Here is a 20,855-nt window from a genome sequence, read left to right as displayed (position 1 = left end):
GCGCGTCTAGGGATGGCCCCGGAAGGGGTCGGGTTCGCCCGCGAACAGGCGCGCGGCGATCTCGCGCTCGCCGCGCTGGATGTCGGCGAGGAATGCATCGGCGTCGCCGAGCCGCTTGAACGCCCCGACGCCGCGTTCTAGGAAGCCCTGCAACTCCGACAAGCCCGCCGCATGCGCAGGCCCGCGCGAGAGTTTCAGCAAGGTCGTAATTCCCGGCAGGCGCAACGCGCCGCCCAGGCCATGGCCGACGTCGAGGATCAGGCCGATCTGGCGCGCCCGCAGCCGCGGCAGGCCCACGCGTCGATAGGCCTGCGCATACCGCGCATCGTCCAGGCGCTTGCCCTTCGGCGCGATGTCGCCGAGGGCCTGCGCCATCCGCAGGTCCAGCGCATGCGTCAGGGCGCCCAGCGTGATGCCGTCGGCGACGGTGGCGAGCAGCGTGGACGGCAGCAGGCGTTGCATCGTGGGCAGGACGCGGGCGATGTCCGCGTCGCGCTGCGTGAAATCGTGGTCGCCGTAGACATCGGTCAGGAAAAAGCGCGCGGCCGCGGCGCGGTGGGGGTCGTCGAGGAAGCGCCGGAAGCTGCGCTCCAGGCGCGCGGCTTGCCAGCGCCGCAGCTCGGGCAGCCAGCGCAGGCCGTTGCGGGGTTCGCACGCCGGATCGTGCAGCGCCTGGTGGCAGGCCAGGCGGCGTTGCAGGCGATGGACGACATCCGCATGGCGCGACATGCGCCGCATGGTACCGGGCGCACATCGCGTGCACGTCGAGGGGCTACACTCGCCCGTCTCCCGCCGTAGCCGAATCGATGCTTTCACTGCATACCGCCCGCGAACGGGCGAAACCTGCCGCCACGCGCGCGCCCAAGATCGGCCTGGCGGTCGCCGGTGGCGGCCCCATCGGCGGGATGTACGAGCTCGGCGCCCTGCGCGCGATGGACGAGGCGATCAAGGGCCTGGATCTCACGCGGCTGGATGCCTACGTGGGCGTCAGCTCCGGTGCGTTCCTCGCCGCGGGCCTGGCCAACCGCATGGATACCGCGGAGATGTGCCGGATCTTCATCACCGGCGACAGCGACGACGTGCAGTTCCGCCCCGACGCCTTCCTGCGCCCGGCATTCGTCGAATACATGCGCCGCGCCGCGGGCGCCCCGCGCCTGGCGATGGAATGGTGGCGCGACATCGTGTTCCGCCGCGGCGATTCGCGGTGGTCCGATGCGATCAACCGTTTCGGCGGGCTGGTGCCCACCGGTTTGTTCGACAGCGCGGAGATCGAACGTTTCCTGCGCGACGTGTTCACGCGCCGTGGCCGCAGCAACGATTTCCGCGAACTGGCCGCCCCCCTGTACGTCGTGGCGGTCGAGCTCGACAGCGGCAAGGCCGTGCGTTTCGGTGGCGAGGATTGGGACGACGTGCCGATATCACGCGCAGTGCAGGCCAGCGCCGCGTTGCCGGGGCTGTATGCGCCGGTCGAAGTGCGTGGCAGGCACTTCGTCGATGGCGCGCTGCGCCGCACGATGCACGCCTCGCTGTTGCTCGAACGCGGCGTCGACCTGCTGATCGGCATCAACCCGCTGGTGCCCTTCGATTCCAATGGCGCAAGTCGCACGCCGAACGGCATCGATTCGCGCCTTTCGGAGGGCGGCCTGCCGATGGTGCTCTCGCAAACCTTCCGCACGCTGCTGCAATCGCGCATGCAGGTCGGGTTGCAGCGCTACGCGCAGACCTACCCGAACATCGACCAGCTCGTGTTCGAACCCAACAGCGACGACGGCGAATTGTTCTTCACCAACGTCTTCTCCTTCGCCGCGCGCCGCCGCGTGTGCGAAATCGCCTATCGCAACACGATGGACGATCTGCGCAAGCGCGCCGGCGAACTCCGCCCAGTGCTGCAGGCGCACGGGCTGTCGCTTCGCGAAGAAGTCATCAATGATGCGACCCGCTCGATCATCGACGGCCTCCCGCATCGCCCGCGCGCGACGGAAACGACCGCGCGCCTGCGCCGGGCGCTGGATGAAGTCGACCATCTGCTCGCGTCCAGACGCCGCGCCTGACGCCTTGGTGTGATTGCTCTAGCTTTGCGCCGGATTCTGGCTCCCAATCCCGCACAGGCAGCCGAGCATGGCCAAGCTGAAGAAGACCGCAAAGACTGCGAAGACCGCCCGCAAGTCGGCCGCCGCCGACGCCGCTTCGCAGGCGCAGGCCGAACGTCTCTCCAAGTCCCTCAGCGAATCGGCGCAGCAGATCTGGCTCGCCGGCGTCGGCGCCTTCGGGCGCGCGCAGGCCGAAGGCACGCGCTTGTTCGAGGGCCTGGTGAAGGAAGGCCTGAACCTGGAACAGACCGCGCGCAAGCTCGCGGGTAATCGCGCCGATGTCGTGCGCGATGCCGTCGAAAGCCGCGTCGGCCAGGCGCGCGAGCGTGCGGTCGACACGTGGGATCGCCTGGAGAAGGTGTTCGAAGAACGCGTGCAGCGCGCGCTAGTCAAGCTCGGCGTTCCCAATCGCGAAGACCTGACGGCGCTGGCCGATCGCGTCGATGCGCTGACGGCTGAGCTTCGCCGCGTTTCGCCGCGCCGCACCACGACGTCGGCTGCTCCGGCGAAAGCCCCGGCCAAGCACGCGCGCAAGAAGGCGACGAAGAAACGCGCCGTCGTCTGATTCCATCGCTACAGCCCGCCAGTCCACGCGGTTCCGTCGCTCCCCTCCCCTGACGGTTTCGGACTGGCGGGCTTTTTTTCGGCCTGCCGGGTCGTATTGCGGTCGGCGTTACATGGCGTACAGCGGCCGCTGGCGTAAGATGCGCCACCCGCGCCCCAGCAGACCCCGAATGCCTTCAGCGACATCGCTCCTGGTCGCCCTTGCCGTCGTCGTGCTAATCGGCGCGCTCGGCACGCTCTACTTTTCCACCATCCGTCGCCGCCAGGACGAAGCCCTCAACGGCGTGCGTGCGCTCTCGGCGATGCGGTGGCGCGAGTTCTCGCACTTCGTCATCGATGCGATGCGCCATCGCGGCTACGACGTGATCACCACCGACGACGAAGTCGGTAGCGGGCAACAAACCGAATTCCTGCTCACGCGCAACGGCGAGCGCGCGGTCCTCGGGTGCAAGCACGGCTCGGCCTACAAGCTGACGAAGCAATCGGTGGCCGAGTTCGTCGGCGCGATGAAGTTCCAGGGTGCGCGCAGCGGGCTGCTCGTCACGCCCGGTTCGATCGATCCCGACGCGCGCAAGGCCGCGGAGGAAGCGCGCGTCGAACTCATCGACGGCAATGCGCTCTGGCCCGAGATCGCGCCGCTGTTGCCGCAGAGCCTGGCCGAAGACGTGCGCAAGGACGCGAGCCAGCGCGCGCGTCGCGGCGTCTGGATCTCGTGGGCGGTTGCGCTGGGATTGGGCCTGGCGATCGGGTGGATGGCCGGCCTGCCGGATGCGCCCCCGCCGCCGAACGACATCACGCCCATCGTCCAACGGCCCACCAGCCCTGCGGCGACAGTTGCCGGGGACATCGCGGCAGCGTCGGCCTCCACCCCGCCGACGGTCGCGATGCCCATGACGCCAGAAGAAGAAGACCTGCAGCGCGTGGAAGTCGTGCGTCGCGTGTCTTCGCTGCCCGGCGTGTACCGCGCCACCTGGTCGACGAAGTCCACGCTGCAGGTGCAGGTCGACGAAACCTCCACCGAACGCTTCGACGCCGTATGCACGGTACTGACGCGCTACGCGACCTTGCGCACCGCGCGGGTGTACCTGGAACCACCGGAGAACAGCGAGCAAGCGCCGCGCTTCAAGCAGTGTGCGACGCTCTGAGGGCGAGAGCCCTCCGCCGCCTTACCAGTGCACCCCGCGCATCAGCGCGGCGAAGGCGATCTGCTCCCCGCTCGGTTCCATCTCGCCCTTGAGCGCCTTCCGGTCGCCCTTCGCGGCGGCCGAATCGGGGAACAATTCGAACGCGGTGTTCATCACGACTTCGTAAGCCTTCGGTGCGAGCGCGTTGATGACCGAGGCGAAGATGCCCAGGCGCGTCGCGATGCGGCTCGGGCGCTCGATGATCGCCTTCACGCACAGGTCGGCCGCTTCTTCGGTGGTCAGGGTCGGCACACTGTCGTACATCTTGGTCGGCGCGATCATCGGCGTCTTCACCAGCGGCATGTTGATCGTGGTGAACGCGATGCCCTTGCCCGACAACTCGCCCTGCGCGCACCGTGCCCAGGCATCCAGTGCCGCCTTCGACGCGACATAGGCCGAGAAGCGCGGCGAATTGGCCAACACGCCGATCGAACTGATGTTGATGATGTGTCCCTTGCGGCGATGGGTCATCGTCGGCAGGAAGCCCATGATCAGGCGCAGGCTGCCGAAATAATTCAGCTGCATGGTGCGTTCGAAGTCGTGGAAGCGGTCGTAGCTCAACTCGATCGAGCGCCGGATCGAACGCCCGGCGTTGTTGATCAGGATGTCGACGTGGCCGTGCTCTTTCAGCACCGTGGCGATGAGCCGGTCGCAGTCGGCCATGTCGGCCAGGTCGGCGGTGTAGGCGAAGACCTTGCCGCCCCTGGCCTTCATCTCGTCGCGCGCCTTGAACAACTCGGCCTCGCCGCGCGCCACGATGACCACGATCGCGCCGGCTTCGGCCACGCGCTGCGCGGTCGACAGGCCGATGCCCGACGAACCGCCGGTGATCACCACGACCTTGTTGCGGACCTTGCCCTTGAGCGAGCGGTCGATGAACAGATCCGGATCCAGGTGGCGTTCCCAGTAATCCCACAGGCGCCACGCGTAGGAATCCAGGCGCGGCACGGTGATGCCGCTGCCCTTGAGCGCGCGCTCTGCCTCGCGATTGTCGAAGCGCGTGGGATAGGTGATGAACTTCAGCACTTCCTTCGGAATGCGGAAGTCGCGCAGCAACATGCCGATGAAACGTCGCACCGGCGGCAGATTGCCGACAGCCGCACGGACGCCGCCCGGCACGAACGCGAACATGCGCGCATCGATGCGCATCGTCATTTCCGGCGCATGGCCGGCGCGCGCGAATGCATTGAGCACCTCGCCCACGCGCATCGGTTCGGGGTCGGTGAGGTGGAACGTGTGCCCATCGAGCTTGGGCTTGTGCGCGATGTGGTCCATCGCCTCGGCGACGAAATCCACCGGCACGATGTTGATGCGCCCGCCTTCCAGCCCGAGCATCGGCATCCACTGCGGCAGCATTTCGCGCAGCTTCTTGATGAAGGAGAAGAAGTAGTAAGGGCCGTCGATCTTGTCCATCTCGCCGGTCTGCGAATGGCCGACGACCATGCCCGGGCGGTAGATGCGCCACTTGATGCGCTTCTCGTTGCGCACCAGTCCTTCCGAATCGTGCTTGGTGCGCAGGTAGGGATCCTCGAGGCCTTCGGCTTCGTCGAACATGTCTTCGCGCCACACGCCCGGATACAGGCCGGCGGCGGCGATCGACGAGGTGTGGTGGAAGGTGCCCGCGCCGATGGCGGCGGCGAGGTCGAGCGCGTGCTGGGTCCCGTCGACATTGCTCGCGCGCTGCGCGTCGGCCTTGGCCGTCAGGTCGTAGACCGCGGCCAGGTGGAAGAAATGCTTGACCTTGCCGTTGAGCGCGCGCACCTGCGCGGGGCCGACGCCGCATTTGGCGCCCGTCATGTCGCCTTCGACGGGCACGATGCGCTTCATGTCCCAGCCCATCTTCGCGCCGATGGCCTCGAGCTTCCTGCGCGAATCCTTGCGTACGAGCACATGGACCGGGCCCTTGCGCCTGAGCAGCGCGGTGACCAGGTGGCGGCCGACGAACCCCGTGGCCCCGGTGACGAAATAGGTCATGTCCTGCGTGCTCCCCGATATCCTGCGCCTACGTTGCCAGACCCTTGTCGGCGCCACAATTCCCCTGCGTATTGAAAACGTCGACACCGCATGCTGTGATGCCCGCCTGCCGCCCGGGAGCCTGCACACCATGTCCGACCTGAAAGCCCGCTTCGAACAGGCCGCCAAGGATGTCCAGGGACTGTCCGAGCGCCCCGACAACGACACGCTGCTGCGCCTGTACGCGCTCTACAAGCAGKGCTCGGAAGGCGACGTCACCGGCCCGAAGCCGGGCTTCTTCGACTTCGTGGGCACCGCCAAGTACGAAGCCTGGGCCAAGCTGCAGGGCACCGGCCAGGACGAGGCGATGCAGAAATACGTGGACCTCGTGGGCAAGCTGACCGCCTGACGCGCGCCGACAACTCCGCATGGCCCGCCAGACACGACAGCGCATCCTCGATGCGTCGCTCGCGATGTTCAACGCGCAGGGCGAACCCAACGTCACCACCAACCACATCGCCGACGAGCTGGAAATCAGCCCCGGCAACCTGTACTACCACTTCCGCAACAAGGACGACATCATCGAGCACCTCTTCGGCCGTTACGAAGAGCGCATCGATGCGGCGTTGAGCGCGCCCGAAGGCCGCCTGCCCGGGCTTGAAGACATCTGGCTGCAGCTGCACCTGGTGTTCGAGTGCATCTGGGACTATCGCTTCCTGTATCGCGACCTCGCCAACATCCTCAGCCGCAACCGGCGCCTGCGCATCCGTTTCGCGCGGATCCTGCGCCGCGCGGACGAACAGGCGCACACGGTCATGCGCGGTCTGTCGCAGGGCGGCGTGATGCGCGCGAGCGCCGACGAACTCGACGCCGCGGCGACGAACGTGCTGGTGATCGCGACGTTCTGGTTGAACTACGCCTCCGCGCGCGGCGACAAGGACGAACAGGCCTCGATCCGCGCGGGCATCGTGCAAGTGATGATGTTGCTCGCGCCGTTCCTGAGGGACGCCGAGCGCGTTCACTTGAACACGTTGACCCGGGCTTACATCGACTAATACCTGCGCGGGTCGATAGCTTCAGCGCCCCTTTCCCGCGATCCGCCGCTGCGACTCCCGTTCGCCCGCCTTGCGCGACCCCGACGAATGCGTGCTGCGCTTGGCCACCTTCTGCGTCGTGACGAACGGCGGCTCGACCGGTGGTTCTTCCGCGATCGGCATGCGCCCGGCAATGCGGTCGGCGCTGCGGCGCAAGCGCGCCAGCACGCCGAGGCCGGCGAGCCACAGATGACGGATATTGGTTTCGCGTGACATGAAAAGCCTCCTGCACAGACGGCACGTTGCCGCCTCATCCATGGAGCAATCACACCACGCCCCGCGCTCACACCTTGCGAAGACGCGCGCGCGGCGCAATGCTGCCGCTTCCATCGCATCCAGGAAGGTCCGCATGGCCAAGTCGAAATGGGCGCCGTTCCCGCATGACGCGAAAGCCTTCGCCTACGCAGGCGACGCGCTCAAGAAGGCCTGGCCGCAACTGCACGCCGGCGACGCCGAGCCCTTCCCCGATGCCAGGCATGCCGGCAAGTTGTTGAAAGCGGCGGGAAAGGCTGCGCCGAGGCTCGATGCCGACGCACTCGCGATCGCGCTGCAGGACGCCTGGCGCGCGTTCCATCGCGGGGACTTCCAGGCCGCGTTCCAGGCCGGCGAAACACTCGGCCCCGTCGGCGCGTCGGTCGCGACCAAGGCCATCGGCATCCACGCGACCTACCTGGTCGAAGACGACGCCGAAAAGCTCAAGCGTTTCGAACACGCCGCCCGGCTCGCCGAAGCCGCCATCCAGGCGCTGCCCGACGAAGCGAACAGCCACTACCGCCATGCCTTCGCGCTGGGCCGCTACAGCCAGGGCCTGTCGATCGCCAAGGCGCTCAAACAAGGCATCGCCGGCAAGGTGCGCGCCTCCCTCGACACCGCACTGGCACTCGCCCCCAAACACGCCGAAGCGCATACCGCGCTCGCCCTCTACCACGCGGAGATCATCGGCAAGATCGGCGCGATGATCGGTGGCCTCACGTATGGTGCGAAAGCCAGCGAGGCCGAATCCCATATCAAGACCGCGCTGAAGCTCACCCCCGACTCGCCCATTGCGCACGTCGAACACGCCAACGTCCTGCTGCTGCTCCACGGCGAGAAACAGGAAGACGCGGCCGCGGCCGCCTTCGAAAAAGCGGCGAAGGCGAAACCGAAGGACGCGATGGAGACGCTCGACGCGGCGTACGCGCGCGACCAGATCGAGTGAATGGGGCGGGAATCCAAGCTACCGCCTGAGCAAGCGCGCGTAAGCCGCGTTCAATTGCTCCAGGGATTTGTCGATCCCTGCGCGTCGGTGCGCAACGCCCGCACCCTCACCCGCCCCCCGCAAGCGCTGTTGGAGCGCCTCCAGCCCCGCTTGCACGCGTGCGTGGCGATCCATGCGTGCAGGCGCGGGCGGGCGCGGCGTCTTCTCGATCGCGGCCATCGCGCGTTCGAAAGGATCGGCTTGCCGCTTGGCCGCGGGTTTGGCCGACTTGTCTTTCGGCATGCTCGCCGGTTTCGCGTGCTTTGCAGTGGCCTTGTTGCTGCGCTTGGTGACCTTTCGGGTAGCCATGGCGTCCTCGCGATCAGACGACGGGATTGAACGGGGCCCAGGGATTGGGAAGCGCGCCACCACCGAGCCTGATCTTTCCGCTGGTGATGTTGCCCAACACCGTGCAGGCATTCGGATTCACATCGAGTTGCATGGCGTCGGGCGAGCGTCCGGTGACACGGTTCGACGCCACGATCAAGGTCTCGGCCTGCAACATCACCACCGGCTGGTTCGGCACGCGCGGATGATGCGCATGGTTGTCCGCGTACACGATGTCGCCGCCGCGACAGCGCACGAGCGCGACCGCCTGGCCGCCGGCGGCGTCGACGTGGTTGCCGCGCACCGAAATCCGCGCGGGTGAATCGGTGGCGACGAACGTCGCGACCAGCAGCGCCGATTCGGCCATGCCCGTGATCTGGTTGCCGTCGATGCTCAATTCGCGCACGGGCACGCCCTTGGCCAGGATGCCGACGACGCACGCATCGATCTGGTTGCGGTGGAGCATCGTGGTTTCCAACGCCGTCAGGATGGCGATGCCCATTTCGAAACCGCTGATGCGGTTGCCGGAGATCTGGCAAACGCTGAGTGCCGGGCCGCCTGCCAGCCCCTCCACCAGCGTCACGCCGATTCCGTTGGCGGCCAGTTGGGCACGAATGGCGTTGCGTGTCACGCGCAAGCCGTCGACGCCGGAGACGATGGCATCGCCCAGCGCAAGAAAGGTGTTCTCGCTCACGTCCACGCCGAACCCGGGCACCGTTTCGCCCGCGAGCTTCAGGCAGCCGGCGCGGCAGTTGTTGATGCGGTTGCCGGTGATGCGCGTCAGCGATTGGTGGATGCTGGTTTCGGTGAGCGCGACGCCCAGGCTCAGGCAGTCGAAGTCGTTGTCTTCGATGCGCACGTCCATCAGGCCCGTCGCGGCGCCGGTCTGGTCCAGGTTGGTAATGCCCGCGTTTGCGCGGAAGGTGCAATGCCGTACGGCGATGTCGGCCAGGGCGCCCGACAGTCCGACGGCCGGCCCCTGCCCGCCCACCGTGAAATCCAGATGCTCCAGGCACACGTGCACGCTGTTGCGGATGACCAGGCAGCGCACGTCGCCGGGGCCGCTGTCGGTGATCAGCGAGAACTGTTCCAGATGCACGTTGTGGCTGTCGGAAATCGCGTCGAACACCGACTGCGGCGCGCGCAACACGCTCGCCACCCCCTTGCCGACGATGCGCAGGCTGGCCTGCGGCTTGATGTTCTCCACCCGCAGCGGGGTGTCCAGGAAGTACTCGCCGACATCCAGGCAGATCGTGCCGCCCCCTGCCGCGATCACCTTGTCGATCGCCTGCTGCAACGACGGCGTTCCGGCCTTGTGCGCTTCGGGAGACACGCACACGGTGCAGACGCAATCGTCTCCGCCCTTGGGCGGCCAGGGTTGCCGGCAATCGGTGACCGTTCCGGCAAGCACGTCCCACACGCCCAGGCGCGAGAAGTGGTGGTGGATGCCGCGCGGCGGCGCATTGTCCAGCAATTCGACGGAACCGTCGGCGCTGCGTGCCGCGAACACCCAGTAGTCGCCGGCCTTGAATCCCTTGCTTCCCGCAGGCGCGGCGAACTTGACGGTGATGCCGTGCTCCAAGAGCAGCGTGGTGGCGTCGGTCGCGGGCACGCCGATCGTGCCGGCGTCGTCGGCATCGAGGTCCTGGAACGACGACGTCGCGCCGCCACCCGTGGCCTGCAGCACGACGCCCTGTTGATGCCACAGGCGCACGCGGAGATTGCGGTCGCGCGGGAAGTCGATGCTCGGGAAGGTCGCAGGCACCAGGTCGGCCGGCAATGCGGTCGCGAACGTGATGCGCCGCGTGTCTTCGTCCACGGTGATCTTGCGCATCTCGCCGCAGGCTTGCGCGAACTCGCGCACGTCGTCGATGACCTCGACCCAATCGCCCGTGTTGAAACGCAGCACGTCGTCGCGGCCGAGCGAATCCAGCTCCAGTTCGGTGCCCGAGATCATGTTCGCCACGCGGCTTCCCACGCTGTCGCGCGACCACTTGAAGGTCGCGCCACCGGGGCCCGGCTGACCGCCCTCGTGGATCTCGATCCGATACAACTGGTTCTCCAGCCCGCGATATCCGCCGGTGGGCGGCAACTCGCACGGATCCTCCGCGGGCGGCACGTCGTAGGTGCCCGTCGTCAGTCGACCGCTCGAAGGTGCGATCAGCGTCGACCACGCCGGCACGTCCGCGTCGGGCGAGGCGCAGGTCGCGGCCCCGGCATCGGCATCGAGCACGCGCACCTGCCAGACCAATTGCCGGCGGGAACTGCTCTCGACCCCAAGCGCCACCTCGACCAGGTCCGGCCGCTCCAGGTGCGTGACTTCGCGATCCCACGCGTCGAGATACACCAGGTGCCGTCCTGCAGCCGGCAAGGCCGGCGCACTCGGCAGATAGGGCTGCGTCGCGTACGTCCACGCGTCGGCCCAGGTCACCTCGCCCAGCAAGGGGTCGAAGCGTTTTTTCGCCGCATCGGTCGAAGGGCTGCCGTGGTTTTCGGCGAGCAGGCCATCGACGTACAAGCGTCCGATGCCGATCGACAGATCCCCGGCGACCGGCACGGTGATCTTGAACGCATCGGGCGTCGTCGAGGACACCGTGCCGCGGCCGAGAATATCCGACGCGGCCGCGCGCAAGCGGCGGTCGCCGATCGCGACGTGTTCGTTGAAGTCTGCGTCGACCAGGACGCCGCCCTGCTTCAGCTCGACACCCGCGAAGTCGAACAGGGGATTGCTGCGGATTCTGGAAACGTCGGCGCGCATCGGACTTTCCTCTCGGTCATCGTTGTGTTCGTTCCGGCTTCAACTCGCGTAAAAAATGCCCGCGTGCAGGCCGAAGCGCAGATATTCGTCCAGGCGGATGCGCAGGTTGGTTTCCCGCTGCGGTTGATGCAGCGCATGCATCACGCCGATCTCACCGCCGTCGCTGGCACCCTCGCCGATCGCGCGCGCGGTGGCGGCGCGCAACTGCGCATAGCCCGGATCCCCGTAGCGCAGCGAGGTGAAGTGCGGCAGCACGTGCGGGTGCCGGTCGTCGGGTACGCAGTGGAAATGCCGTGGCAACGGCGTGCCTTCCGGCGCGAAGCAAAACCGCATGCAACCGGCCTGCCTGCGCTCGATCCACAGCGGTGCCGGCCAGGGATCGACAGCGGCGCGCCGGGCGAAAAAGAGCGTGTCCGACGCCAGCCGCATCAGGCGCACGTGCGCCTTGCCGATCATCGTGCTTTCCTGGATCGTCAGCTCGGCCCCGGGCTCGCCGGCGGCCTTGCCCTGGTAGGCGATCGCGTCCGGCGCACAGGCGTCGACGATGCAATCGGTGAGCGTGACGCTCGCCGCTTCGTCGACATGCAAGGGGCCGACGATGCAATGTTCCAGGGTGATCTTCGCCAGCGCGTGGTCGACGAGGAGACTCGGCAGGCCCGGCGACACCGGATCGCCGCGCGTGTCCAACGCCAGGCCCGGCACGAGCGTGCAATGGCGCAGCACGAGTTCGCGGGGCGCGTTGTCGCCGGCCGGAACGACCAGCTCGAGCGTGCCGCCGCCGATCACGAGGCCATCGAGGATCAACCGGCCATGTGCGCCGATCTGCAATTGCACCGCGCCCGTGGCGGYGATGAGCGGGCGGGCGCCGTTGCGCGCTGCGACGATCACTTCGCAACCGGGCACGCCCGGTGCAACGACGCCGTCGACCTTGAACACCGGCTGCGCATACGTCCGGCTGTCTTCGATGGTCAGTCGCCCGCCACCGGAAATCGCATCCAGGTGGGGCTGCAAGGTTTTCGAGTTGCTTTCGCTGCGCTCGATGCCCGCTGTCGTCGGATCGGTCGCCTCCGATGGCGTGCGTTCGTATTCGCCGCCGCCGATCGCACGCGAAAACCCGGAATGGAAGGTCGCCAACAAGGGGCCGGCGACCGCGCTGCCGAGGAGCACGCGGCCAAGCCGCGGGTCGATGGCGATTTTCGTTGCGTCGAGTTTCGCTTCATGCGCCCACCCGCCGGCCACGTCGCGCAGGTCGCAGACGCAGATGTCGGTCGCCGGAATCGGCACCTGCGGCAGCGCGGGATCGGCCTGCGGCCGCAGCAAGACCACGCTTTCATCGGTGCCGTAATCGTCGAAGACGGTCGCATCGGTGCTCGCTGCCCCGAGCGCACGGGACATCCCGCGCAGGTCGATCGGTTCGGGCACGTTCGCCGGTTGCGCGATGTGCGTGATCGTCGTCTCCGTGACCGGAAAGCGGAACAACGCTTGGTCGGCGCCCAGGGGATTGAAGCGGAACTTGCGCGCCGGGTCGGCCGCATCCGGCGTCAGCGGAATCGCGCTCAGCGCAAACGGGCGCAGGCGCCACAGGAAAATGCCGATGTTGGGAATGTTGTAGCGTCCCCCACCCGTCTCCGGGCGCCGCATTTCCGCCGTATGCGCCACCGCATTGAATGCGCCACCGCGCAGCTGCATCGCTTGCGCGTCGTGCAGGTTGGCGGTGGCGGGGGCCTGCAGGCGCACGTGGTTCATGTATTGCGTGGTCGCCAGTTGTTCGAAGAATTCGGTCGCCCGCGTCGCAGGCCAGCCGGTCACGTCGCGCGCCAATTGCTCCAGCATCGCGGCGGTGCCCTTGCGCCGCCGATACGCGACGGTGTTCGCCACCTCGGCACGCGGCGAGGCGACAGCGGCGGCGACGCCATGCAAGGGCCGATAGCCGACCAGGTCGCCGATGTAAGGCGCGACCCAGGCTTGGCAGGTCTCGATGAATTGATCGTCGTAAAGCTGCTCGATGTTGTCTTCCAGCGCTTCGAACTCCTGTGCGATCAGGGACACCAGCGCCCGCAGCGGATGGCCCTGCTGTGCGTCGCGAATGCGATGGATCGCGGGCAGCAAGGCGTACAGGCGCTTGGCATCGAGCGTGCTCATGGCATGTCCTCCAGCCCCAGGGGCGATGGATCGAGCGTGAGCAGTTCGGCCGGCAGCACAACGCCGCCTTCGACGCGCATGCGCGATGCGAGCAGCCGCGTCTGTCTCGAGGGCACTGTCTGCGAGGCCGGCGCGGTGCCGCCATACAACGCATCGAGGTCGACGGCGACGACGCCGGGCACCGCGTGCACGGCGGCGATCACCTCCGATTGCAGGACCGGCTGCCCCAGTGCGCGCACGGCGAAGGCGAAGTGCGCACGCAGCGCCGCTTCGACCGAGGCGAGCAAGGCCTTGCGCTCGTACGCCGGATCCCGCTTGATCTTCAGGCCGAGGAAGAAGGTGCTCGGTCGATACGACAGCAACACGACGCGCACATGCGGATCGCCCGCGTGCTTCAGCGACGACAGCAGTTCGGTCCACACCGGGTTCGTCGTCGTGAATGGCACGCCATCCTGCGCGGCGACCGTGAGGGCGATCGTGGGGCCACCGTCGAGCGCCAGCACTTGCGCCTGCGCCTTGGCGATCCCGACGCGCGCCAGCGCGAAGTCTTCGTAGTCCAGCAGCGATACCACGCGCCCCAGGGTGCGCGTTCCCAACGGCATCGTCCGGCGCGCCCGGTCGGCGGGCTCGCGATCCACGCCGCCGAGCGCGGGCGCGGGATTGCTGACGCTCTTCAGGCCCAGCGGACGCGTCACCAGCTGCGTGAGTTGCTCGGCGGCGACATTGCCTTGACTGCCCAGGCCCTTGCGATAGCGGGCCTCGACGTTGTTGGTGCCGCTGGGCAGTCGCGCGCCTTGCACACCGTCCCCGAACACGACCCATTGTTTGTCCTGCGCATCCACGCGCACGGCATAAGCGCGCTCGGTTGCGCCACTGCCGTAGAGCGTGGGCTTCTCGTCCCATTCGATTCCCCCGACGCGCACCGTCAATGCGCTGTCGCTGCCGTCTTCGGTGTCCGCGCTGCGATAGGTCAGCGGCGCGTGCTTCAATTCGAAACGCTGGAAGCGCTTTCCGGCATCGCCGGCGCCGAGGACTTGGGTGACCGTTTCGCCATGCGTGGCGCGCGCCACGTTCGCGAAGACGACGACGCTCTGTCGATGCAACGCCGCGGGCAGCGGCGGATCGATCGTGAGCGCGCTGCCACCCGGCGCCGACGCCACCGACACGACCTCCGCCGGATGCACCAGCCCGGTTCCGTCCTTGATCCGAATGCCCTGGATCAACACGCGCCGTTGCGCGGGCAGCGCGCTTGCGTCGGCGGCGACCTCCACGACGTTGCCCTGGACCGGAGACAGCTTCGGCGCGAATCCGCGTTGCAGCTTCTCGCTCTGCGCGAAGACGCCCAGGCTGCGCACCATCGCACTGAACCGTGCCAGGTCCTGCCCATCGAGGTCGATGCAAGTGGACTTTCCTGCGATCGCGAACTGCGCGCGCGAGGTTTCCGACACCTCGGCGATCCGGTACAGCCCGCAGTCGTTCGGCGTCACCAGCAAGGCCAGGCCCTGCGCGACGATCTTGGGATAAGCGGCGTCGAGGCTCACCGGGAGTCCGCTTCGGTCGAAGAATGCGGGAATGGAGATCACGCCCCCGGCGCCCATGATCCCGCCGACGTGCGTGAAGACAGGCGTCGGCGAGCAATGAATGTCGAACACGGGCGGCCATTCGGGGGGCAGGTCGGCGGCGTTGGTGCTATCGGCGTAGGCGAGCCGGAATTCCACGCTCATCGCATTCCAATCCGGCGCGTTGTGCCCGAACACCGCGGCGCGCTGGCGCAATGCGTGCATCGTCGGGGAACTTACGTTCGCGAGCGGCTTGCCCCAGCGCACGCGCGTTCGATCGTTCTCACTGTCGGGCTCGACGTCGAGGAGCACGCGCGCATCCCACGCGGTCGACGTCGCGTCGCTGTCGAATGCGGCGTCGACGAACACCAGCCAATCGCCGGCTTTGAGGTGCGTGTCGATGCCCTGCAACCAGGTGTCCGTCGACCCGACACCCGGCACGGCATCTTCGCGGGTGACCGCAGGCATCGCGTTCCACTCGGGCCGCGCCTGGATCGCTTCGATCGTCTCGAAGGTTTGCGGTGCTTCCCCGGGCCCCGGAACGCTTTGCACCTTGAGGCCGGGGTCGAGTTCCAGCGTCACCGGGATCCCGGTGACGAAGGCACCCGGATCGCGGCCCAGTCGCGGTGGCGGTGCTTTCGGCGGTTCCATCGCGAAGGCGAGCCAGGTTTCGGCGGCAAGCCCCGGGCGCAGGCGATAGCCGATGAGTTTGGCCATTTCCTGTAGCGACACGCGTTCGGTGGCGGTGCGTAACCACGATTCGTTGGCGATGCGCTCCTGGTAGAAGGTCAACACATCGGCGACGCAGGCGACGGCGTCGAGAAGGCCCAGCGTGTAGTCGTCGGCATCGCGCGTGCGCAGGCCGGCCAGTTGCGGGAATTCCGGCGACGACAAACCGGCGTGCAGGCTGTCCTTGAATTGCGCATAGGTGCCGATGCGATAGCCGATCGCCGCCAGGCCGATGCGATTGGACACCTCCATCGGCGTGCTCGCGGCGACACCCGCGCAACAACCGCAGGTCTGCGTGCCCGGCACCATCGGATCGGATGTCGTGCTCATTTGCCGCCCCCTGCTTCGAGCGTCAGGCGCCCGCGCTCGCGAAAATTGGGGTTGTTGGCCAACTGCGCGATTTCGAGCCGGCCCATGGGCAGGACACCGGTCTCCATCGGGCGCGCATCGGGCTGGCCGAAGCGTTCGAATTTCTGCACCCACACCGCTTCCACGCCTTCGACCGCTTGCGCCGCGGCGACGATGCGGCTCAGGTACACCGCTTCGCCGAAGCTGAAGTTGTCCGGATGGAACACGGCGCGCCGGCCATCGGGCAGCGCGCCCGACCCCAGTTCGAGTTGCACCGCGCGCATCACCTGGCTGCGGAAGTAGCCGGGCAGCACGCAGATGTGCAGCGTGATATCGAGCGCGACATGGCGCGGTCCGTCGAGTTCGATGTCGTAGCCGGCCATGCGGAAGGGTTCCAGATGGCGTCGCAACCCCGTCTTGAAGCGCGCATCGGGCGCGCTGCCCCCCAGGCGATCGGCCGTCACGAAGACCGTGTGCCAGCTGCCGGTCCAGCGGAAGGTCGCCGCGGCCCGTTGGATGTCGGCACGGCGTTCGGTCGCCGCCGCGTAGTCGGCAGCGGTCACCGCCCGCTCCTGCGTGCGGAAGGCCTCGGGCGCATCGCGACGGACCGCGTCGATGCGCTCGGGATCCACGCCGCCTGCCGCCGGCAGCGGATTGGTGACCGCGGTGAAGACATTGCTTGCACTGGTGACGATGTGCGCGATGCTGTCGGCACCGACGTTGCCGGCAACGCCGTTGCCGATGCGATACGTCGCGGTAAAGACAGTGCCTTCGTTCGGTCGCCGTCCATGCGTGTCGTCGCCGAAACGCAACACGGCCAGTCCGTCGTTTTCGATTTCGACGACGAAGTCGGGTGCATCGGCTTGGCTGTCGAGCAAGTCGCGCCGCGGATTCCAGCGGCTCACCACGGGGTCGCCCTGCAACTGCGGGATCTGCGGCAAGGCGTTGCGCGCCTCCCGCACGATCAGCCCGGTGGCCGGGAACCACGCCTCCGCGCGCGTCGGCGGGATGCGCAGGTCGCTTGCCAGGTCGAAGCCCTGCGTGACCGGTGACTGTTGCAGCGCAGGGCGGAAGCGGATCGGGATCGGCCGGGGCTCGGCGCGTGCGCACGTCTCGGCGAACGCCGCGGCAACAACGCGCCGCAGCCTGGGCGCAGGAACCGGTGCCATCGGGGGGTCGGTCACCGTCTGCCCATGGTCGGCCAGGACGATGTTGCCGCAAGCGACGCTGATCGCTTCTCCCGGCAATGCCGCGACCGAAAGGCACAACGGGAACGGCAGCGCATCGGCCTGGCTCCACGCGATCTCGGTCACGTCCGCGGATGCGTCGACGGGGGAAGCGTCGAACAATCGACCTGACGGATCGACGCTGGCGTGCACATCCGTCAGTCGCACGACCCAACGCTTGGCGGGGTCGGCGTCGGCCGCATCCAGGGTCGTCGGGCTCACGATTTCCTGGAACAGCAACAGCGCGCCCGGCTTCAGGTCCGGATGCAGGCCGGCCAGGGTGGCGCGCGTGGCGCCGCGCGGCAGGCAGCAAGCCCCGTCGCCCCACGTGTAGAACGATAGCGGGTCACTCAGGCTCGCGAACAACTCCTGCGGATGCGCGGTCTCGAAGACGACGGCACCGCCCGCGAGCGCGGCCTGCAAGGCCTTGCTGTCCGGCGCGACTTCGCGCGTCAATGGAATCGATGTCGCACCCGGCGTCGTCAACAGTGGCATGGACTGCGGCAACGCAACGTCCGTCGACACCGCGATGCGAACGAACGCGCGCGCATTGCAGCCATCGTGCAGTGCGTAGTCCACCAACCTTGCGTGGCGGCGCACCGAGATGCGTTTGTGGGCCGTCGCAAGATAGGCTTCGTTCGCGATCGCATCCTGGCGATACGAGAGATTGTCCGCGGCGTACGCCAGCAATTCGACCAGCGCCACGCCGACATCGGCCGACGAGCGTTCGGTCCACCCCGGTGCGAGGAGGTCGAGCCGATCGAGCATCAAGCGGCGGAATCCGGTGTAGTCCTTCGCCAGGTAATCGATGACGGGCGCCTGCCCCGGCTGCGACGGGCACGGCACGCCCTGCGCGCAATCGAAATCCGCCGTGCATTCGACCTTGAACGAAAAGTCGATGTCCGAAAGCACCGGATCGAATCCGGGCGGCGGCTGGTCGCTGCCCGCGCCTGCGCGCAGGTGCAGTGTGTAGGTCGAGAAATCCCCGAGTTGCCGCGTGCGCACCACCAGCAGGGTCGGCAGGTCCGCGATGTCGTCGACCAGCGTGGGATCGGTGCCCGCGGGCAGCGCATCGCCGGCCGCCGCCCATTCGACCGGCACCACGCGCTGGCGCTGCCCACCGTCGATCCGCACGTTGTCGGATGTCAGCGTGAACCCCGGACGCAGCAGGCGCACGAAGAGCGTGCGCTGCCGCAGTGCCTGCACCGGCTCGGCGTGATCGCGCACTTCCAGGGATTCGATGCCGTTGGCGCTGCCGGAGCGCTTGATGATCTCGAGGCGTTGCGGCTCGCAGCAGGCGTATTTCATGGCGCGCTCCCGGGCACGGCGAAACTCGCCCGCTGCGCGGCGCCGTCGTTCAGCACCACGTATTGGACCGTGACCTGCAGCGCCGCATCGATGTTCTCCACCGAAACATCGTTCACCGCGATCAGGTGCGACAGATGCTGCTGCAGCGCGCTCTGCACGAGGAACTGCGTCGTCGCCGCCAGCGTGCTGCCGTTCGGTTCGAAGACCAGCGCCAGCAGGCCGGCACCGAAGTCCGGACGCATCACGCGCTCGCCGGGCGTGGTGAACAACACCTGTTCGATCAGGTCGCGCAGATGATCGGCATCGCCCGTCGTGGCGGTGCGGCCGCGGCCGTCGAAGTGATAGGGATGATCGAGCGTTTGCATCGTTCGGCTCCCGTCAGGTTGCGAGCACGCGCGTTTGCGAGACCACCGGCAGCATCGGCGTGCCGGTCGGGATGCAGGTCGACGCACCCATCATCGTGGCCGCCGGCGCGCCGCCGACCAGCACCCGGGTCGCGCCTGCGATGAACTGCCCGGTGACGCACGGGGGTGTCGGCGTTCCGGAGAGCGCGCATCCGGCGATGACATAGGCGCAGCTCAACGCAACCACCGGTTGCGAGGACACCGTGACGCGCGGGAACGGCGACACCGGCGTGGCCTGGCCACCATGCGTGCACAGGACCGTCGCGCCGAGATGGAGGATGGGTGCAGGCATCGTCAGATCACCGTCAGCGCACCGAGGTTCACGTCGGTGGTCGGCCCGGTCATGTTGATCGTCGCGCCCTTGCCGTTGGAGATGACGATGCCGACGTCGCTGACCGACAGCATCGCGCCGCTCGTGGTCTGGATCAGGATGCCGCCGGTGGGACCGGGCGCGTCGCTGATCACGATCCCGTTCTTCAGCGTGGTCTGCAGCGTGATGCCGGCCAGGCCCGGCGGCACGGCCTTCGCGAGCGCCGGCGTTTCGGCAGCGCTGCCCCAGTAACCGCCGACCCAGATCGGATAGTCCGGATCGCCCTTCTCGAATTCGATCCACACACCCGCACCGATCGGCGGCACGGTGAACACGCCCATGTTGATGCCGGCCACCGGCACGCAGGGCATGGCCCAACTCGAGGGGAGGAAGCCGCCCACGTCCGGCACCATCGCCTGGATGCGACCGATCTGCATGGGATCGACGTTGTTGATCACCGTGCCCCGGTACTTTCCATAGAGCGGCTGGTCGCTCATGCGGGCACCGCCGGAACGGTCGAAATCAGCGCGTTGCGGGCCAGGCTGAAGCTTTGTTTGTACTCGCCGCGTTTGATGTCGTGCGAAACGCTCTTGACGTAATACAGGCCATCGAACGGCAGGCCGGCGCCACGCACGCCCACCAGTTGCCGCGACTTCAACAATCGACCGTACCGCGCCACGTCCAGGCGCCCGGTGCCGAACACCGAATCCGAATGTTGGCCTGCATACGCAAGGCCGGTCATCAGCGCCGACAAGGGCGACATGTGCGCGGTGTCGTCGAGTTTCTCGATCTTCGGCGGCAAGGGCGGCAGCAGGCCGAGCATCGGGTTGAGCGGGGAGATGTCGGGAATGGGGATGCCGATCGGCGCCTTGCTGATCGCCTCCTGGAAGAAAACGATCGGCATCGTTTTCTTCTCCTTGTCGAAGTTGAAGTTCAACTCTTCCACGTTGGTGATCGCATCCATGTTCACCGACAGCGCCGGTTGCGGCTGGCCGACGCGGATCTCCGGGCCCCAGTAGGCTTTCGACATGCCCGGCAACGGGCCGGGTTCGAGGTAGAACACGTAGCCGCACTGGCGCGCCAGGCGCGTCACGTACGCGAAGTCGGTGCCGCGTTGCTGCGGCGTGCGTTCTACCGGGATCGGCAGATCTTCGACGATGCTCGGGATCACCACCGGGACGACCCCCAGGGCCGCGTATTTGGCCAGCACCAACAACACGCGCATGGCCGGTGGCATGGCCGGATACGGAATGCCCGACAAGTCGATGACGTCCATGAGCGCACTCATGTCCTTGCCCTTGACCAGCAACTTGCTCACCCCACCCTCGCCCGGCACCGTTTCGACATTCGTGACCATCCCGTCGATCAGCGGTTGCGCATCACCGCCCATGCGGACGAACAACACCACGCGCATCAACGGCATGACGCCACCGCCGCCCGCGATCAGGAACAAGGTGCGCAACGGCGAGCGGGGCGACAGCTCGAAGGTCAATTCGAAACCCGATTGCGTGTCGCCCGACCCTGCTTCGACTTTCACCGCGCTCAGCGCATCCACCACTTCGGCCGGCGCCGGGACGGGCACGGGTCCGATGAACAGCGAGAGCCGGATGCCGCCCTGCATG

18 protein-coding genes are annotated in these 20,855 nt (G+C 67.5%); 6 read left to right on the top strand and 12 right to left on the bottom strand.

The genetic code is table 11. The features are described from left to right. Positions 1–6: 6 nt before the first annotated feature. Positions 7–729: a DUF8198 family protein gene (locus ACXJJ8_RS08825; protein ID WP_499029019.1), complete on the bottom strand. Its 723-nt coding sequence runs from the start codon at positions 727–729 to the stop codon at positions 7–9. Positions 730–806: 77 nt separating this feature from the next. Between ACXJJ8_RS08825 and ACXJJ8_RS08820 the strand changes: the two genes are divergently transcribed. The 3 genes from ACXJJ8_RS08820 (at position 807) to ACXJJ8_RS08810 (ending at position 3,799) form a co-directional block, all read left to right on the top strand. After that, positions 807–2,051 (top strand): patatin-like phospholipase family protein, encoded by a 1,245-nt coding sequence (locus ACXJJ8_RS08820; protein ID WP_499029017.1) that lies wholly within the window; start codon positions 807–809, stop codon positions 2,049–2,051. 67 nt (positions 2,052–2,118) lie between these two features. Beyond that, complete coding sequence (locus ACXJJ8_RS08815) at positions 2,119–2,655, top strand: phasin family protein (RefSeq protein ID WP_499029015.1); 537 nt, start codon at positions 2,119–2,121, stop codon at positions 2,653–2,655. 169 nt (positions 2,656–2,824) lie between these two features. Continuing rightward, complete coding sequence (locus tag ACXJJ8_RS08810) at positions 2,825–3,799, top strand: restriction endonuclease (protein ID WP_499029013.1); 975 nt, start codon at positions 2,825–2,827, stop codon at positions 3,797–3,799. Positions 3,800–3,820: 21 nt separating this feature from the next. On the opposite strand, the gene ACXJJ8_RS08805 is transcribed toward ACXJJ8_RS08810, so the two are convergent. Next, complete coding sequence (locus ACXJJ8_RS08805; protein ID WP_499029011.1) at positions 3,821–5,812, bottom strand: SDR family oxidoreductase; 1,992 nt, start codon at positions 5,810–5,812, stop codon at positions 3,821–3,823. A gap of 130 nt (positions 5,813–5,942) precedes the next feature. Between ACXJJ8_RS08805 and ACXJJ8_RS08800 the strand changes: the two genes are divergently transcribed. Next, a complete protein-coding gene (locus tag ACXJJ8_RS08800) occupies positions 5,943–6,200 on the top strand; it encodes an acyl-CoA-binding protein (RefSeq protein ID WP_499029009.1) in 258 nt (85 codons plus the stop codon). 19 nt (positions 6,201–6,219) lie between these two features. Next, positions 6,220–6,846: a TetR/AcrR family transcriptional regulator gene (locus ACXJJ8_RS08795; protein ID WP_498965150.1), complete on the top strand. Its 627-nt coding sequence runs from the start codon at positions 6,220–6,222 to the stop codon at positions 6,844–6,846. A gap of 21 nt (positions 6,847–6,867) precedes the next feature. Here ACXJJ8_RS08795 and ACXJJ8_RS08790 read toward each other — a convergent pair whose 3' ends face one another. After that, the gene (locus ACXJJ8_RS08790) at positions 6,868–7,236 is read right to left on the bottom strand and encodes a hypothetical protein (RefSeq protein ID WP_499029007.1); all 369 of its coding nucleotides are present in this window, start codon (positions 7,234–7,236) and stop codon (positions 6,868–6,870) included. Between ACXJJ8_RS08790 and ACXJJ8_RS08785 the strand changes: the two genes are divergently transcribed. Continuing rightward, on the top strand, positions 7,235–8,083 hold the full coding sequence (locus ACXJJ8_RS08785; protein ID WP_499029005.1) for a hypothetical protein: 849 nt from the start codon (positions 7,235–7,237) through the stop codon (positions 8,081–8,083). The two genes, ACXJJ8_RS08790 and ACXJJ8_RS08785, sit on opposite strands and share 2 nt — an antisense overlap. An 18-nt stretch (positions 8,084–8,101) precedes the next feature. Here the strand turns inward: ACXJJ8_RS08785 and ACXJJ8_RS08780 are convergent, their stop codons facing one another. The 9 genes from ACXJJ8_RS08780 to ACXJJ8_RS08740 are packed head-to-tail and all read right to left on the bottom strand — an operon-like array spanning position 8,102 to position 20,854. Continuing rightward, complete coding sequence (locus ACXJJ8_RS08780) at positions 8,102–8,431, bottom strand: hypothetical protein (RefSeq protein WP_499029003.1); 330 nt, start codon at positions 8,429–8,431, stop codon at positions 8,102–8,104. A gap of 13 nt (positions 8,432–8,444) precedes the next feature. Next, on the bottom strand, positions 8,445–11,207 hold the full coding sequence (locus ACXJJ8_RS08775; RefSeq protein WP_499029001.1) for a DUF6519 domain-containing protein: 2,763 nt from the start codon (positions 11,205–11,207) through the stop codon (positions 8,445–8,447). A 39-nt stretch (positions 11,208–11,246) separates the two neighbouring features. Beyond that, positions 11,247–13,349, bottom strand: coding sequence for a hypothetical protein (locus ACXJJ8_RS08770; RefSeq protein WP_499029000.1), 2,103 nt, complete (start codon positions 13,347–13,349; stop codon positions 11,247–11,249). Beyond that, positions 13,346–15,967 carry a putative baseplate assembly protein gene (locus ACXJJ8_RS08765; protein WP_499028998.1) on the bottom strand — a complete coding sequence of 874 codons (2,622 nt, stop codon included), beginning with the start codon at positions 15,965–15,967 and terminating at the stop codon, positions 13,346–13,348. Before ACXJJ8_RS08765 ends, ACXJJ8_RS08770 begins: the two co-directional genes overlap by 4 nt. Continuing rightward, complete coding sequence (locus ACXJJ8_RS08760) at positions 15,964–18,519, bottom strand: putative baseplate assembly protein (RefSeq protein ID WP_499028996.1); 2,556 nt, start codon at positions 18,517–18,519, stop codon at positions 15,964–15,966. Before ACXJJ8_RS08760 ends, ACXJJ8_RS08765 begins: the two co-directional genes overlap by 4 nt. Further along, positions 18,516–18,884 carry a GPW/gp25 family protein gene (locus ACXJJ8_RS08755; protein WP_499028994.1) on the bottom strand — a complete coding sequence of 123 codons (369 nt, stop codon included), beginning with the start codon at positions 18,882–18,884 and terminating at the stop codon, positions 18,516–18,518. The genes ACXJJ8_RS08760 and ACXJJ8_RS08755 overlap by 4 nt, the downstream gene beginning before the upstream one ends. A gap of 13 nt (positions 18,885–18,897) precedes the next feature. After that, positions 18,898–19,215 carry a hypothetical protein gene (locus tag ACXJJ8_RS08750; protein WP_499028992.1) on the bottom strand — a complete coding sequence of 106 codons (318 nt, stop codon included), beginning with the start codon at positions 19,213–19,215 and terminating at the stop codon, positions 18,898–18,900. A 2-nt stretch (positions 19,216–19,217) separates the two neighbouring features. Beyond that, entirely contained in the window at positions 19,218–19,730 is a 513-nt protein-coding gene (locus ACXJJ8_RS08745; protein ID WP_499028989.1) for a phage baseplate assembly protein V, read from the bottom strand. Next, the gene (locus ACXJJ8_RS08740) at positions 19,727–20,854 is read right to left on the bottom strand and encodes a hypothetical protein (protein ID WP_499028986.1); all 1,128 of its coding nucleotides are present in this window, start codon (positions 20,852–20,854) and stop codon (positions 19,727–19,729) included. Before ACXJJ8_RS08740 ends, ACXJJ8_RS08745 begins: the two co-directional genes overlap by 4 nt. Between the last annotated feature and the right edge of the window lies 1 nt (position 20,855).

This window comes from Lysobacter sp. P5_C4 (assembly GCF_054049695.1).
The sequence above is the reverse complement of the archived record's forward strand: the minus strand, read 5'-3'. Positions and strand labels throughout refer to the sequence as shown.

Excerpts from the sequence above, each read along its gene's own strand:
- ACXJJ8_RS08810 (WP_499029013.1), top strand. The coding sequence starts at position 2,825 with ATGCCTTCAGCGACATCGCTCCTGGTCGCCCTTGCCGTCGTCGTGCTA.
- ACXJJ8_RS08795 (WP_498965150.1), top strand. The coding sequence starts at position 6,220 with ATGGCCCGCCAGACACGACAGCGCATCCTCGATGCGTCGCTCGCGATG.
- ACXJJ8_RS08825 (WP_499029019.1), bottom strand. The coding sequence starts at position 729 with ATGTCGCGCCATGCGGATGTCGTCCATCGCCTGCAACGCCGCCTGGCC.
- ACXJJ8_RS08775 (WP_499029001.1), bottom strand. The coding sequence starts at position 11,207 with ATGCGCGCCGACGTTTCCAGAATCCGCAGCAATCCCCTGTTCGACTTC.
- ACXJJ8_RS08740 (WP_499028986.1), bottom strand. The coding sequence starts at position 20,854 with ATGCAGGGCGGCATCCGGCTCTCGCTGTTCATCGGACCCGTGCCCGTC.
- ACXJJ8_RS08750 (WP_499028992.1), bottom strand. The coding sequence starts at position 19,215 with ATGCCTGCACCCATCCTCCATCTCGGCGCGACGGTCCTGTGCACGCAT.
- ACXJJ8_RS08755 (WP_499028994.1), bottom strand. The coding sequence starts at position 18,884 with ATGCAAACGCTCGATCATCCCTATCACTTCGACGGCCGCGGCCGCACC.
- ACXJJ8_RS08765 (WP_499028998.1), bottom strand. The coding sequence starts at position 15,967 with ATGAGCACGACATCCGATCCGATGGTGCCGGGCACGCAGACCTGCGGT.
- ACXJJ8_RS08780 (WP_499029003.1), bottom strand. The coding sequence starts at position 8,431 with ATGGCTACCCGAAAGGTCACCAAGCGCAGCAACAAGGCCACTGCAAAG.
- ACXJJ8_RS08760 (WP_499028996.1), bottom strand. The coding sequence starts at position 18,519 with ATGAAATACGCCTGCTGCGAGCCGCAACGCCTCGAGATCATCAAGCGC.
- ACXJJ8_RS08745 (WP_499028989.1), bottom strand. The coding sequence starts at position 19,730 with ATGAGCGACCAGCCGCTCTATGGAAAGTACCGGGGCACGGTGATCAAC.
- ACXJJ8_RS08790 (WP_499029007.1), bottom strand. The coding sequence starts at position 7,236 with ATGCGGACCTTCCTGGATGCGATGGAAGCGGCAGCATTGCGCCGCGCG.
- ACXJJ8_RS08815 (WP_499029015.1), top strand. The coding sequence starts at position 2,119 with ATGGCCAAGCTGAAGAAGACCGCAAAGACTGCGAAGACCGCCCGCAAG.
- ACXJJ8_RS08820 (WP_499029017.1), top strand. The coding sequence starts at position 807 with ATGCTTTCACTGCATACCGCCCGCGAACGGGCGAAACCTGCCGCCACG.
- ACXJJ8_RS08785 (WP_499029005.1), top strand. The coding sequence starts at position 7,235 with ATGGCCAAGTCGAAATGGGCGCCGTTCCCGCATGACGCGAAAGCCTTC.
- ACXJJ8_RS08805 (WP_499029011.1), bottom strand. The coding sequence starts at position 5,812 with ATGACCTATTTCGTCACCGGGGCCACGGGGTTCGTCGGCCGCCACCTG.